A 14,580-nucleotide genomic window follows, 5' to 3' on the forward strand; every position below is an offset into this window, starting at 1 on the left:
AGGGCACAACTTGATTCAAAAGGAAAACAACTCATGCAAGCATTCAAATACCTCTGGCTCTGCCTGCTTTGTGCTGCTGCCTTCCAGTCCAGCGCCCAAAGCTCCCCCCGTGAGCGCATCAACTTCGATGCCAACTGGAAATTCCATTTCGGTCACGCCGCCAACCCCGAAAAAGACTTCAACTACGGCATTGCCACCATTTTTTCCAAATCTGGCGGCGCTGCCCAAACCGCCATCGACCCCCGCTTTAAAGACAGCACCTGGCGCAGCCTGAATCTGCCCCACGATTGGGCAGTAGAATTGCCATTCGTCAACAAAGACAATTTTGATGTGATGGCCCACGGTTACAAACCCGTAGGTGGCCTCTTCCCCGAGACCAGCATCGGATGGTACCGCAAACACTTTCGGATATCCCCCGCCGATTCCAGTCAACGTTTTCAAATCCAGTTTGATGGAGTATTCCGCAATGCCCAGGTTTGGATCAACGGCTTTTACCTTGGCACCAACGCCAGTGGCTACATCGGCATGGCCTACGACATCACCGACTTCATCAATTACAACGGCGACAACGTCATCGTCGTCCGGGTAGACGCCACCCAGTATGAAGGCTGGTTTTATGAGGGGGCCGGCATCTATCGACACGTCTGGCTCAACAAGTACCAAAACACCCACATCGCTACCGATGGCATTTTTGCCTACACCAATTTTCAGGGCAATACCGCCACCCTACAGGTAGAAAGTACCCTGGCCAATGAAAACACGCAAAACAGCATTTGCACCCTCAAAACATACCTTCAGGATCGGGCGGGTAAGCTGGTTGGCGTACCCAAGGAACAAACGATCACTCTGAGTGCGAACAGCGAACAAACCCTCAAACACAGTATCCCGCTCAACAATCCCCACTTGTGGTCTTTGAAAGATCCCTACCTGCACCGCTTGGTGGTGGAAGTGCGCGCGAATGGCAAACTACTCGACAAACAAAGCATCCGCTACGGCATCCGCAAGATTGAAATAAAAACCGATGGAGTATTTCTTAACGGCGAGGCCGTCAAATTGTACGGAGTAAACTGCCACCAGGACCACGCTGGAGTAGGCAGCGCCCTACCCGATTACCTCCAATACTACCGCATTGCACTGCTCAAAAACATGGGTACCAATGCCTATCGCACTAGCCACAATGCCCCTACGCCCGAATTGCTTGACGCCTGTGACAGCCTGGGGATGTTGGTGATGGACGAGCAGCGACTACTCAACAGTGGGCCGGAATACATGAACCAGTTCGAACGACTGGTAAAACGGGATCGCAACCACGCTTCCGTTTTCATGTGGTCGATTGGCAATGAAGAGGGCTGGATTCACACCACCAGCCACGGCAAACGCATCGCCCAAACCTACATTGCCAAACTCAAACAATTGGACCCCACCCGCACCTGCACCTACGCCGCCGACCTGGCCAATGTCCATCAGGGCGTCAATGAGGTGATCCCGGTGCGCAGCTTCAACTACCGCCAGTTTGCCGTGGCCGATTACCATGCCGAACACCCCAACCAACCCATCATCGGCACCGAGATGGGCAGCACGGTAAGCACCCGTGGAGAATACAGCAAAGACAGCATCCGCGCCTACCTGCCCGACCAGGACATCCATGCGCCCTGGTGGGCCAGTCGCGCCGAAGAATGGTGGCAACTGGCGGCAACTGAAGACTATTGGCTAGGTGGCTTCATCTGGACGGGCTTCGATTACCGGGGCGAACCAACACCTTACCAATGGCCCAACATCAGCTCCCACTTTGGCGTGATGGATATGTGTGGTTTTCCCAAAAACCTGTATTACTACTACCAAAGCTGGTGGACCAATCAGGACGTATTGCACATTTCCCCGCACTGGAACTGGCGCGACAAACGGGGGCAACCCATTGATGTGTGGGTCAACTCCAATGCGGATGACGTGGAGCTGTTTTTGAATGGCAAAAGCCTCGGCAAACAAGAGATGAAACGCAATGGCCACCTGCAATGGACGGTCAATTACGAACCCGGCAAACTCGAAGCCATTGCTTACAAAAAAGGCAAAAAACTGACTGCGAAGGTCGAAACCACGGGAGCCCCTACCGAAGTGGTGCTTACCCCCTACAAAACCACCATGCTCGCCGATGGCCAGGACGTAAGTGTCATCAACGTTACGGTAGTTGACCGCGAAGGCCGTGAAGTGCCCGATGCCGACAATCTCATTCGCTTTTCCATCGATGGCGAGGGCAAAATAATTGGCGTGGGCAATGGAGACCCCAGCAGCCACGAACCCGACCAATGTGTAAACGGCACCTGGCAACGCCGCCTCTTCAATGGCAAAGCCCAATTCATCGTGCAGGGTAGCCTCAAACCGGACATCATCAAAATTGAAGCCACGGCTGCGGGTTTGTGGAAGGGTTCAACCGACATCATCACCGTTACACCCCGTGAAGTAGCCAGCGTGACCATTGACAAAACCTATGAATTGAAAGGGGAAGCAGCCAAGCCACGGCCAGTGGGGCAAATGTTGGGGGCAGATATTTCCTTTTTGCCCGAATTGGAAGCCCGTGGCATCAAATTTTCGGAAAAAGGAACGCCCGTAGATGCCATCGAAAGTTTAAAACAACACGGCTTCAACTACGTGCGGCTGCGGATTTTCAACAACCCCGCCCGCGACTCTGGCTACTCGCCCCAAAAGGGATTTTGCGACCTGGCGCACACCAAGGCCATGGCCAAACGGGTCAAAGCAGCCGGGATGAAACTCCTGCTCGACTTCCATTACAGCGATTACTGGGCTGATCCCGGCAAACAATACAAACCAGCGGCCTGGCGTGGCCTTGGCTTTACCGAGCTCAAAAAGGCCATGTACGATTACACCCGGCAGGTCATCCAGGAACTGAAAGACCAGGGTACTACACCCGACATGGTACAGATTGGCAACGAAATCAACCACGGCATCATCTGGCCAGAGGGCAAGGTCAGCAACCTGGATCAACTGGCGCAATTGCTCAATGCGGGCACTGCTGCCGTGAAGGCCGTTGACCCGAACATTGTGATGATGCTACACGTAGCCTTGGGTGGTCAAAACCACGAGTCGGTTTTTTTCATCGACAACATGTTGGCGCGGGGAGTGCATTTTGACGTGATTGGTGAATCGTATTACCCCAAATGGCACGGCACCCTGGAGGATTTGGAGCATAATCTGAATGACCTGGTGCGACGCTACCAACGCGATGTGATCGTGGTGGAATACTCCCAATTGAAACGGGAAGTAAATAAAATTGCTTTTGAATTGCCGAATGGCAAAGGCAAGGGCACTTGTATCTGGGAGCCGTTGAGCACCTGGGAGCAGGTGTTTGACCGGGAGGGCAAGTCGAATGAGTTGCTGCCAGTGTATGATGAAATCGCGAAGGCTTATTTGAAGCCGGAAAAATAGACTAAATAAACACAAAACATTGGAAGCCCTGTTCGGAGAGAATGGGGCTTTTTTTGTGGAGAAAAAATGCCACTTTGGTAATCAGCTGAAACATTCGAAGTATTTTGTGAAAGCAGACTCCATGTCCGCAGCACACCTTTGAGCAACTCAAACACACCTAACATGAGACCGTACACCATTCTACCCATTTTACTCATCAGTCTTTTCACCTTCCTTGGCTGTACCCCCAAGCAACAAGCTCCCCTTTTCCCCAAAGGCACCTGGATTGACCTCACTCACGATTTTGATAAAAACACCATTTATTGGCCTACTGCCGATGATTTTCGGCTCGACACGGTATTTGCCGGAGTGACCGATAGTGGTTTTTATTACACCGCCTTCAATTATTGCGCGGCAGAGCACGGCGGCACCCACCTGGATGCGCCCATCCATTTTGCCAAAGGTCATCAAACCATGGATCAGATTCCGCTGGATCGATTGATGGGTAATGCCGTAGTGATCGATGTATCGGCCAAAGCCAAAGGGCAGCCCGACTACCGGGTGGATGTAGCCGATTTTTTGGCCTGGGAAAAAGAACACGGGCAGTTACCAGATGGAGTGATTGTGCTCTTGCGCACCGGATTTGGGCAATACTGGCCAGACAAACTCAAATACATGGGCACGGCGGAGAGAGGGCCGGGCGCCATTTCCAAGTTACATTTCCCTGGCTTACACCCCGATGCGGCCAAGTGGCTGAGCACCAAACGCAAGATCCACGCCATTGGGTTGGATACACCCAGTATTGACTATGGGCAATCCACCCATTTTGAAAGCCACCAAATTTTGTTCAAACAAGACATTCCTGCTTTTGAAAACCTGGCCAACCTGGAGCAATTGCCCACAACAGGGATTTGGGTAGCAGCATTGCCCATGAAGATCAAAGGCGGGAGTGGCGGACCATTGCGGATGGTGGCACTGGTGCCCGAGGGGAAGTGAAGGAGAAGTTATATCCGAGTAAAATTCAATAATGCTTGAGACGATTTGATGATCAGGCCTGATGATCAAATTGCTTTAAATCTAAAAAACACCACCTCATGCTTACACGCAGATCCTTCCTTCAACAATCTTTGCTTGGCTCTGGCGCAGTGCTGCTGGGGGCTTCCGGCTGCCAGCCTAATGTCACACCAACCGGCCTTAAACTCTCCCTGGCTCAATGGTCCTTACATCGCACTCTGCAAGCCGGAAAACTCGACCATCTGGATTTCCCTGCCACCGCAAAAGGCAAGTTTGGCGTTTCCGCAGTCGAGTACGTCAACACCTTTTTTGGCGGCAAAACCATGCCCTTTAAAGAAGCAGGCAAAAACGCCAAATACCTGAATGAATTGCTCAAGCGGAGCCGCGACGAAGGGGTGGACAATCACCTCATCATGGTGGACGATGAAGGCTCTCTGGCCCTGCCCGACGACGCCCAACGCCTACCCGCGGTGGAGAACCACAAAAAATGGGTCGAAGCTGCCCGATTGCTGGGCTGTAAAACCATCCGGGTCAACCTGCACGGCGAGGGCAGCTCTGCGGATAAAAAAGTTGCCTCTATCGATTCACTAAGTCGCCTGGGAGAATTCGCCAAACCTATGAACATCAATGTGGTGGTCGAAAACCACGGCAGCGATTCCTCCAATGGTGCCTGGATTGCCTCGGTTATGCAGGAGGTGGGCATGTCCAACGTTGGTACCCTACCCGATTTTGGCAATTTCTGTATTTCCCACCCCTGGGGCCAAACCCAAGACCCCTGTGAGGACATGTACGATCGCTACCAGGGCGTTCGGGAAATGCTGCCCTTTGCCAAAGGGGTGAGCGCCAAAACCTACGATTTTGACAGCAAGGGCGAACAACCCAAAATGGATTACAAACGATTGCTGGATATTGTCAAACAATCGGGTTTTGAGGGCTACATCGGAATTGAATTTGAGGGCAAAAACCAACCTGAAGAATACGGCATCCGCAAAACCAAGGCACTGATTGAGCGATATTGGTAAAGCGGGTCAAAAGCTTCGCGTTTAAAACGACTTTAACGCAATTTTGTACACCTCAAGGCAGCGCTCCCGGGCAAACTTGTGGTCAACCATAGGCTTCGGGTAAGCCGCTGTGCCGTATTCGGGTACCCACTTGCGGACGTACTTGTACTCCGGGTCAAATTTCTCCTGTTGGGCGGCCGGGCTAAATACCCGAAAATAGGGCGCTGCGTCGGTACCACAACCTGCCGCCCATTGCCAGCCCCCATTGTTGCTGGCCAGGTCAAAATCGAGGAGTTTTTTGGCAAAATAGGCCTCACCCCAGCGCCAGTCGATCAACAAATGTTTGGTCAAAAAACTAGCCGTGATCATCCGTACCCGGTTGTGCATAAAACCGGTACGATTCAACTCGCGCATGCCAGCGTCGACAATGGGGTAACCCGTTTTGCCTTGACACCATTTTTCAAATTCTTTCTCGTCGTTGCGCCACTCGATGCGGTCGTATTCGGGACGGAAAGAACCTTTGGCCACATGAGGGAAATTGGCGAGGATTTGGGCGTAAAAATCGCGCCAGATCAGCTCATTGAGGAAGGTCTCATTGAGTTCTAGGGCTCGACGTGCCTTTTCCCGGATGCTGATGGTACCAAAACGGAAATGGATGCCCAAGCGCGAGGTGCCGAGGAGGTAGGGAAAATCCCGGGTTTTGTCGTAGGTTTTGATCAGGCCACGACTGACGCTGCTGGCAGGAATTTCAATGGTAGAAGGATGAAACCCCATTGCGCTAAGCGCAGGGAGAGGTAGTGGGTCGATTTGATGGAAATTGGCGTAGTACTTTTCGCAAGGATAGCGCTTGAGGTAAAAAGAAACCGCTTCCTCCCCTGCCCCATCTGGCTTTTCCATGCGGGAAAGCAACTTGTTTTTCCAGGTTCGGCTGTAAGGCGTGAACACGGTATAAGGGCCTCCATCGGCTTTGGTCACCTCCAGTTTTTCAAAAATCACCTGGTCTTTAAAGCCGTGGAAAGGGATATTACGCTCCACGAGCATGGCCCTGACTTGTTCGTCTCGCTGGATGGCCCGGGGTTCATAATCGTGGTTGGTGTACACCTCGGCAATGGCGAATTCCTCCAGGATTTGTGCCCATACCTCACTGGGTTTGCCATAACGTACCAGCATGCTGCTCCCGAGTTCCTGAAGTTGGGTCTGTAAATCCTGAAGACATTGATGCAAAAAACTCACCCGTGCATCCTGCGGATCATCCAGTTCATCCAGAATCTCGGTGTCAAAAATAAAAAGAGGAAGAACCGGGAATTTACTTTTTAAGGCATGGTACAATCCCGCGTTGTCCTGCAGCCGCAAGTCGCGTCGAAACCAAAATAGGGTAAGTGCTTGCATAAAAATATCGCCTGTTTAACTAGAAGAAACACAAGAAACAGGCCAATCCGGGAATGGTTCATTTGCAAAGGGCAGCCACCTAGGGCTGCGCCTACGCGATTTTGACCTCTTTGCGGTCGAAAGGATTTAAGGCGGTGCCTTTCACTTTGGCCTCGGCCTCGATGCGGTATTCTGATTTTACTGCGCTCAACCTTTTGGCAGCTTTGACCAATGGAGACAATAGAAAGTTGGATTTTTCCAGTTCATCCATTTCGGAGCGGACCAGTTTGTACTTCAGGGTAAATTCAACGTCCACTTCTTCCCCAGCGATGACTTGGATGTCTTCCTGCAATTCGAGATTACCCAGTTCGTATTCATCCACTCGTTTTTCTTTGCCTCGACCTCTGGAATATTTTTCGATCAACACCACTTTGACCTTGGTCACCACTTGCGAATGCATACTGGTGAAACGAATCAGTCCACTCACCATTCCGGGCTGGATAGCAGCATCTTCATCCAAAATAAGCTCCAATTTCACTCCTTCAATCCCCAGCCACTTTTTAACCGTTCCGATCATTGTCTGTTAATTTTACCCTACAATTTGCAACTTTTTCAGAAGCCAATCCGGGATATTGGATAAAAATGAAGATTGAGGGGATAAAAATCTGCATTTCAAGGCCCCAATTTGCAAAATCAGATCATTCTTTTGTGCCAGCTCTGGCCCAGTTTTTTCACAAAACCTTGATCTAAATCCGCTTTAGTCGCCACCAAAGGATCAAAAACCAGGGTGTTTTCATTGATTTGCTCGGTGGCATACAAACGGGCAAAAGCCTCGCGATCAACAGAATGAACAGTTCCATCGGCGTCCTGATAGGAAAAAATCATCCGGTTGAACAAATCCACTCCATATTCGGCTTGAAGGCCTTTGAGGAATGCCACTGATTTATCGATCGAACAACCGCTGGCATCTGCTTGTGATTCGTCGACCATGAGGACCACGAAGCGGTTGTGCAACACATCGGCGTCTGCCATCAGTTGACGGTTGTGGCTCACCCATTGTTGGGCAAAGTACTGCAACTTGGTGCGGATAGCGGGCACATCCGCTTCAGCAAAGGGTTTATCACTGGCGTAAATCCATACGCGGGAAGAAGGAGAGAGAGACATATGGTTGAAGAGTTGAAAAAGGTTGAGGAGGTTGAGGGAGGTTGAGGAAGGTTGAGGCTGCCGCAAGCGACTTGGACAAGGACTTTGTCAAAATCGCTTGCGGCAGCCTCAACCTTACTCAACCTCCCTAAACTTTCTCAACCTCTAATTTTCGTGGTGCATTAAATACGCTTTCAAAAATTCATCGAGGTCGCCATCGAGTACGGCATCCGTTTGGCTGGTTTGGTAGCCCGTGCGGTGGTCTTTCACCCGACGGTCGTCCAACACGTAGCTGCGGATTTGTGAGCCCCACTCGTTTTTCATTTTGCCCGATTCGATTGCCTGTTTTTCAGCTCTTTGCTTTTCAAGTTCTCGTTCGTACAATCTGGATTTGAGCAGCTGGATGGCTTTGTCGCGGTTCATGTGCTGGGAGCGTTCCTGTTGGCATTCGGCCACGATGCCCGAAGGGATATGGCGCACCCGTACAGCAGATTCGGTTTTGTTGACGTGCTGCCCACCTGCTCCACTTGCGCGGAAAGTATCCCATTCCAGGTCGGCTGGATTGATGTCGATTTCGATGGTATCGTCGATCATAGGGTGCACAAATACCGACGAGAAGGAGGTCATCCGTTTGCCTTGGGAGTTGTAAGGGCTGACCCGTACCAGGCGGTGTACCCCGTTTTCTCCTTTGAGCAATCCGAATACGTAATCACCTTGAACTTCGATGGTTGCAGATTTCAGGCCCGCAACATCGCCATCCTGGCGATTCAGTTCGATGAACTTAAAGCCTTTGCGTTGTGCCCACATCATGTACATGCGGTACAACATTTCGGCCCAATCACAAGCTTCGGTACCGCCTGCTCCGGCGTTGATTTCGAGTATGACGTTGAGTTCGTCTTCGGGTTGGTTGAGGGTATTGTGGAATTCCATGTCCTCCAATACGGCTAGCGCTTCGGCGTACTTTTGATCTACTTCTTCTTCCGTGGCTTCCCCTTCTTTTTGGAATTCCAGGAGTACTTCGGCATCATCTACCTGCGCTTCAGCATTGCGGTATTGTTCTACCCAGTTTTTGTGCGTTTTGAGTTCTTTCAGGATGGTTTCGGCCCGTTTAGGGTCGTTCCAAAAGGTAGGATCGAGTGATAACTGCTCTTTTTCTTCTATTTGAATCAATCGGTTATCGACGTCAAAGATACCTCCCCAAACTCATCAGACGCTCGCGCAAATCGCGGAGTTGTTCTATCGTCATGATGCTCCTTTTTAAATTGTGAAATGAATTTTGTAGAGACGCACGGCTGTGCGTCTCACGGCTGTGCGTCTCTACAATTTGAAACAACTACTACCATGAAAGACGCACGGCCGTGCGTCTCTACATTATTACATTCCTGGTTGTCCAGCAAGAACATAAGGTGATGGAGTGAAGGAATTGTTCCCTTCGATGTAGAAAATCAATTCTGCATTGCCAGGAATTTTGGGGGGAGAACCTTGTTCGCCATAGCCCAAATTGCTAGGAATGAAGAAAGATACTTTCATGCCTTTTTTCACCAGTGCCAAACCTTCCACCCAACCAGGGATCAGGGGCTGACGGCCCATCGGGAATGAAAAGTCGGCATCGCGCTCAAAGGAGTTGTCAAACATGGTACCATCGGTCAATGCACCGTAGTAATCCAGGTAAATGATGTCGTCGTTTTTGAAAGTAGCACCGCTGCCTGGCTCATGGATGAGGTACTTCAAGCCTGACTTGGTGGTTTTGATGCCTTTCAAAGTGCCTGCCTTGTATTCTTTGGCGATGTTCTCCGTAAAAGCTTTAGCGCGAGCCAGTTCAGACTTCATCTGTTCTGGTGTACGCTTTTTGCCTTTGGATTCAGCATCTTTCTGGAAATCGGTAAACACCTTCTGCATTTCGGCACTGGTGAGTACATCTTTGATCACCATATCGTAATACATCAGTTTAGCACCTTTAAACCCTTCGGGCTTTTGCTCTTCTTTCAGGGTGTCCAGAGGAACGAAGATCGTGATGCTATCTTTTTCCTTCATGCGCAAGAGTGCCTCAAAAATTGGGTTTTGGGGCATCTGCTTCATCTGAGCTGAATCAGGTATTTGGATCAACTGGAAATTGGAAGCCACTACGCTGTCTCCATTCCGCAATTGAAACCGATAATAAGCAAAATCACCAGCCTTGAGTGCACTGCCAGATGATTTGGTGTGTTGTACGTACTTGTACCCACTCGGCAACTTCTGCTCCTTTTTGCATCCTGACAGCAAAACCAGCGCCAGGAATAAGCATGACAAAATTCTCATGTTTGTTATTGATGTTGAGAGGCTCCTGGCTTTAGGTCGGAACCCAAAACGGAAAACCCAAATTTGGTTACACAGTAAATTCATTCACACGATTCAGGGATTCGCGGTATTCCGGCAATAACTCGCGAAACTTTTTAATCGTTGCTTTTAAACCGATAAAGGAAGCACCACCCGAAGCATTTTTATGCCCACCTCCTTTGAAGTGTTTTTGGGCGATTTCCTGTACCGAAAAATCTCCTTTAGAACGCAAAGAAATTTTGACAATTGTGGGTTGCTCGGTGATAAAAGCAGCCATAATGATGCCACGGATGCGCAATACATAGTTTACAATACCCTCGGTGTCACCCCGTTGGATGTCGAAACGGGCGTAATCTTCCTTGGTCAGGGTAATGATGCCGGTGCGGTATTCTTCCAGAATTTCCATGCGGTTGTACAAGCAGTGCCCCAGGAGTCGCAGGTGTTTTTCTTCCTGGCTATTGGTGATCAGGTCTTGTAACAAATAATCATTAACCCCCAGTTCAACCAATTCTGCCACCGTGCGGTACAATTTTGGCGAAGTGCTGTATTTGAAGGAGCCCGTATCTGTGACAATGCCTGTAAAAATACATTCTCCAATTTTGACGTCGAGATGCGCGTGCCAATCCATTAGCCCAATGAAATCATAAATGAGCTCACAGGTTGAACTTGCGGTAATGTCCGACAACAAATAATCGGGGAAAGCTGCAGGTTCCAGATGGTGATCAATCATCACCTTGGGCTTAGCCAAGGGAACAATCATTTCGCCTACTTTGTCAATTCGATCCAGCGAATTGAAATCCAGGCAGAAAAAGATGTCCCCAGATTCAACTTCCTCTTTGGCCCGATCCATATCGGCATCGTAGATCACCATTTCGTGGACACCATCCATCCATTCCAAAAAACTGGGGTATTCGGAAGGACAAACCACCACAGGCTGATGCCCCATGTTCTTGAGCAGATGGTACAAAGCCAATGAAGAACCGATTGCATCCCCATCGGGGTTTCGGTGGGTTAGAATCACTGCTTTACGAGGTTCTGCAAGATATTCTTTTAACGATTGGAAGTTTTCCATGCTATCATCAAATCAAGGAGAAACAAAGTAGTGGGGCAAAAATAAGTGATCATTTTTCCTGAGCCAGAGGATTAGATAAGAAACTTGAAATGAAACGTTTACTTATCTAATCCTCTGGCAAAATGGTCACTTATTTTTTTATTGCCCCTGAGACTTTGAAGAAGGCTGTACACGGGCTTAGTCTGCCCATTTCTGTTCGTTCAAAATTCAGAGTGCGAAGGTGCCAAAAATTATGGATTTAACAAAAAAAAATTGTGCCGCCGCCCTTCTCTTTCGGCTTTTTCCTTACTTTTGCGCCAAATTTTGCAAAACCGAGCATATGGCTGGAAATAGAACTTTTACGATGATCAAGCCCGACGCAGTAGCTGCGGGCCACATCGGTGCCATTTTGGCGCAAATCAACGAAGCAGGATTCCGCATCGTTGCCATGAAATTGACTAAACTTTCTCAGGAAAAAGCAGGCGAGTTTTACGCTGTGCACAAGGAGCGCCCTTTTTACGGTGAGCTGGTAGACTTTATGTCTTCAGGCGTTATCGTTGCGGCGATTCTGGAAAAAGAGAACGCAGTAGCAGATTTCCGTACCTTGATTGGTGCAACTGACCCTTCCAAAGCTGAGCCAGGTACCATCCGCGCCAGATTTGCCAAAAGTATTGGCGAAAACGCGGTTCACGGTTCTGATTCAGATGAGAATGCAGCCATTGAGGGTGCTTTCCACTTTGCAGGAACGGAGCAATTCTAAAACAACGGACAGTAGAGACGCACGGCCGTGCGTCTCTACCATTCCCAGGCAATCTATTTAAATTCGATCAGCGTCACCCCATCTCCTCCACTTTCTGGCTCCGGGTGACGAATTTCCATCTCCACATTCTGGTATTCTCTGAGCTTGGAACGCACTGCGTTGCGCAAAGTGCCATTGCCCTTGCCGTGTACAATTTGCAAGTGGTTTGAACTGGTAATGAGAGCCTGATCCATAAAATCTTCCACCATTTTCAGGGCTTCCTCGTAACGCACTCCCCGGATATCGATGCGTGGGTAGAATGCAGCACTTCTTTGGATTACATCCGACTGCACACTTTTGCTTTGGCGCAAGTCGATGGTAGGATTGGAAAAGATGACGTCGCGAATATTGAGCGTCATACGCATGAGTCCAACTTCCACAATGACTTTGTCCCCTTTGATGGATTCCACTTTCCCGGTTGCGCCACCGGCCACCAATTTAACGAAGTCACCTTTTTTGACAGCGCGCTCGTTTTTGGGGCGGCTTTCCGGGGAATAATACACTTCTTCCCGGAGTTGGGTAACCTGCTCGGCCAGTTGTTTTTTGGATTCCCGGGCTTTGGCGGCAGCCTCCATGGCTTGTTCCAGGTTGCGGGCTTCGCGCAGTTCACGTACGAGTTTTTCCAGGTCTTTGTTGTCCTGGGAAGTTTTTTGCAGGTCTTGCTCTTTGGCCTCCAGCTTCATACGTTTGCGGCGGAAATCCAGGTCGCGTTGCATGCTCTCGTAGGACTTCATGAGTTTGTCCAGTTTTTCCTGGCGATCTTTGAGGCCTTTGAGTTCTTCTTCTACTTCCTGCTTTTCCCGTTGCAAATCGATCAGCAGTTGGTCAACGGCTTTTTCGTTTTTGCCCACCCGGTTTTTGGCATAATCCAGCACTTTTCCACCCAAGCCACTTTTTTCTGCAATTTCAAAAGCATAGGAGCTACCCGGGCGGCCAACTTTAAGTTCATAAGTTGGGGCCAGGTTTTCTTTGTCAAAAACCATCGAGCCATTGAGGATGCCCTTGCTTTTGAAGGCAAAAATCTTGAGGTTGGAATAGTGCGTGGTGATGACCCCAAACACCTTGCGGTAGTTCAGTTCCCAGAGGATGGCCTCGGCAATGGCCCCACCAATTTGGGGGTCGGTACCTGAGCCAAATTCGTCGATGACCACCAAAGTCCGCTCGTCGGCGTGCTCCAGAAACATGCGCATGTTGGCCAATCTTGAGCTATACGTACTCAAATCGTCCTCAATGGATTGCTGGTCGCCAATGTCCGCAAAAAAATTGTGGAATATCCCCAGTTGGGTGCGTTTGTGGACGGGAATCAAGAGGCCGGATTGCGCCATCAATTGCAACAATCCCGTGGATTTCATGGTGATGGATTTCCCTCCGGCGTTGGGTCCGCTGAGTACCAAAATGCGGTTGCTGCCATCCAGGCGCAAGTCAAATGGGATGGTTTTTTTACCCGACTGGCTGTTTTTCAGCAAGAGCAGTGGGTGGTATCCTTCGTAAATTTCGAAACTTGGCTGATCGAGCATTTGTGGCAACTCCGCCTTCATCCGCACCGCCAGGCGCGCCTTGGCCTGCACCACGTCAAAATACACCATGATCTCCTGATACTGGTGTAGTTGAGGCACATAGGGGCGTAGCACGGTACTCAATTCCTTGAGGATGCGGTAGATTTCGCGGCGCTCCTGTTGCTCCAGGTCAAAGATGTCGTTGTTGATATCGATAACCGGTTCGGGTTCGATAAAGGCAGTTCTTCCCGTAGCGGATTCATCGTGGATGATGCCCCGGATTTTGCGCTTGTGTTCAGCGGGGACACTGAGTACCCGCCGGCCATTACGGAAACTTTCCACCGAATCGCTCAACCAGCCTTTGGACCGATAATCGTTGATGACATCGCGGAAAACCCGGTCCAGTTCCTTCATTTTGGATTGGATGGCCTTGTAAATGCGGGCCAATTCGGGCGAAGCATCCGGGCGAATGTTGCCTTCGGCGTCAATTACCCGTTCAATCTCCTTGACCAAGGCTGGGTCAAAATTGACCGGGCGGATGACTTCGTAAAGGGTTTTGTAGGTATCACGGCGGGAAGGGCTGAAAAACTTGTAGATAGCACCAACCGTCACCAAAATGGTATTGATGCGCCGCAGGCCGTCTTCGGGCAATACCGAATCAAGGATGGCCAACAATTGTAAATCGCTATCGATGTTTTGGTAAGCTACCAGGGGAATACGATCGTTGTGTTCGATCGATCTTTTCATTTCCATGACCTCCTTGAGCCGCTCCTCAATCTGCTCGCGATTGGTTTGGGGCCGCAACTCTTTGATGCGCTCAATGCCTTGTTCGCCCAGGCATTCCCTAACCAACAGCTCTATCACTTTGTCAAACTCGAGCTTTTCAAAAAGATCTTTCGGTTCCAATCTCATAAATCCTGTAGTTCAATGGGTGTGTGCCAAAGAAACAAATTTTGGCGCTTTGAGTTCCGC

Annotated in this window: 11 protein-coding genes; 4 read left to right on the forward strand and 7 right to left on the reverse strand. The window is 49.9% G+C overall.

Going from position 1 to position 14,580, the window contains the following annotated elements:
• Positions 1–33 precede the first annotated feature (33 nt).
• The 3 genes from galA to ACO08K_RS29915 all read left to right on the forward strand — a co-directional run bounded on the left by galA (position 34) and on the right by ACO08K_RS29915 (position 5,456).
• Complete coding sequence (gene galA / locus ACO08K_RS29905) at positions 34–3,441, forward strand: beta-galactosidase GalA (RefSeq protein ID WP_421800176.1); 3,408 nt, start codon at positions 34–36, stop codon at positions 3,439–3,441.
• Positions 3,442–3,603: 162 nt separating this feature from the next.
• Positions 3,604–4,416 (forward strand): cyclase family protein, encoded by an 813-nt coding sequence (locus ACO08K_RS29910; RefSeq protein WP_421800177.1) that lies wholly within the window; start codon positions 3,604–3,606, stop codon positions 4,414–4,416.
• Positions 4,417–4,514: 98 nt separating this feature from the next.
• Entirely contained in the window at positions 4,515–5,456 is a 942-nt protein-coding gene (locus ACO08K_RS29915) for a sugar phosphate isomerase/epimerase family protein (protein WP_421800178.1), read from the forward strand.
• A gap of 21 nt (positions 5,457–5,477) precedes the next feature.
• Here ACO08K_RS29915 and ACO08K_RS29920 read toward each other — a convergent pair whose 3' ends face one another.
• From ACO08K_RS29920 to ACO08K_RS29945, 6 genes are all read right to left on the reverse strand, one after another.
• On the reverse strand, positions 5,478–6,824 hold the full coding sequence (locus ACO08K_RS29920; RefSeq protein WP_421800179.1) for a cryptochrome/photolyase family protein: 1,347 nt from the start codon (positions 6,822–6,824) through the stop codon (positions 5,478–5,480).
• Positions 6,825–6,915: 91 nt separating this feature from the next.
• Entirely contained in the window at positions 6,916–7,380 is a 465-nt protein-coding gene (locus tag ACO08K_RS29925) for a sporulation protein (protein WP_421800180.1), read from the reverse strand.
• Positions 7,381–7,496: 116 nt separating this feature from the next.
• Positions 7,497–7,967 (reverse strand): hypothetical protein, encoded by a 471-nt coding sequence (locus ACO08K_RS29930; protein WP_421800181.1) that lies wholly within the window; start codon positions 7,965–7,967, stop codon positions 7,497–7,499.
• Between the two features lie 144 nt (positions 7,968–8,111).
• A protein-coding gene (prfB, locus tag ACO08K_RS29935; RefSeq protein ID WP_421800182.1) for a peptide chain release factor 2 occupies positions 8,112–9,192 on the reverse strand; the annotation gives its coding sequence in 2 pieces (ribosomal slippage) (positions 8,112–9,131 and positions 9,133–9,192; 1,080 coding nt in all).
• A 128-nt stretch (positions 9,193–9,320) separates the two neighbouring features.
• The gene (locus ACO08K_RS29940; RefSeq protein WP_421800183.1) at positions 9,321–10,244 is read right to left on the reverse strand and encodes an FKBP-type peptidyl-prolyl cis-trans isomerase; all 924 of its coding nucleotides are present in this window, start codon (positions 10,242–10,244) and stop codon (positions 9,321–9,323) included.
• Positions 10,245–10,311: 67 nt separating this feature from the next.
• Positions 10,312–11,334, reverse strand: a complete 1,023-nt coding sequence (locus ACO08K_RS29945) for a DHH family phosphoesterase (protein ID WP_421800184.1) — start codon at positions 11,332–11,334, stop codon at positions 10,312–10,314.
• A 319-nt stretch (positions 11,335–11,653) separates the two neighbouring features.
• Between ACO08K_RS29945 and ACO08K_RS29950 the strand changes: the two genes are divergently transcribed.
• Positions 11,654–12,073, forward strand: a complete 420-nt coding sequence (locus tag ACO08K_RS29950) for a nucleoside-diphosphate kinase (RefSeq protein WP_421800185.1) — start codon at positions 11,654–11,656, stop codon at positions 12,071–12,073.
• A 53-nt stretch (positions 12,074–12,126) separates the two neighbouring features.
• Here ACO08K_RS29950 and ACO08K_RS29955 read toward each other — a convergent pair whose 3' ends face one another.
• Entirely contained in the window at positions 12,127–14,520 is a 2,394-nt protein-coding gene (locus ACO08K_RS29955; protein WP_421800186.1) for an endonuclease MutS2, read from the reverse strand.
• Positions 14,521–14,580: the final 60 nt, after the last annotated feature.

This window comes from Haliscomenobacter sp., assembly GCF_965225875.1.
Lineage (GTDB): Bacteria > Bacteroidota > Bacteroidia > Chitinophagales > Saprospiraceae > Haliscomenobacter.

Excerpts from the sequence above, each read along its gene's own strand:
- ACO08K_RS29910 (WP_421800177.1), top strand. The coding sequence starts at position 3,604 with ATGAGACCGTACACCATTCTACCCATTTTACTCATCAGTCTTTTCACC.
- ACO08K_RS29925 (WP_421800180.1), bottom strand. The coding sequence starts at position 7,380 with ATGATCGGAACGGTTAAAAAGTGGCTGGGGATTGAAGGAGTGAAATTG.
- ACO08K_RS29940 (WP_421800183.1), bottom strand. The coding sequence starts at position 10,244 with ATGAGAATTTTGTCATGCTTATTCCTGGCGCTGGTTTTGCTGTCAGGA.
- galA (WP_421800176.1), top strand. The coding sequence starts at position 34 with ATGCAAGCATTCAAATACCTCTGGCTCTGCCTGCTTTGTGCTGCTGCC.
- ACO08K_RS29930 (WP_421800181.1), bottom strand. The coding sequence starts at position 7,967 with ATGTCTCTCTCTCCTTCTTCCCGCGTATGGATTTACGCCAGTGATAAA.
- ACO08K_RS29915 (WP_421800178.1), top strand. The coding sequence starts at position 4,515 with ATGCTTACACGCAGATCCTTCCTTCAACAATCTTTGCTTGGCTCTGGC.
- ACO08K_RS29920 (WP_421800179.1), bottom strand. The coding sequence starts at position 6,824 with ATGCAAGCACTTACCCTATTTTGGTTTCGACGCGACTTGCGGCTGCAG.
- ACO08K_RS29955 (WP_421800186.1), bottom strand. The coding sequence starts at position 14,520 with ATGAGATTGGAACCGAAAGATCTTTTTGAAAAGCTCGAGTTTGACAAA.
- ACO08K_RS29950 (WP_421800185.1), top strand. The coding sequence starts at position 11,654 with ATGGCTGGAAATAGAACTTTTACGATGATCAAGCCCGACGCAGTAGCT.
- ACO08K_RS29945 (WP_421800184.1), bottom strand. The coding sequence starts at position 11,334 with ATGGAAAACTTCCAATCGTTAAAAGAATATCTTGCAGAACCTCGTAAA.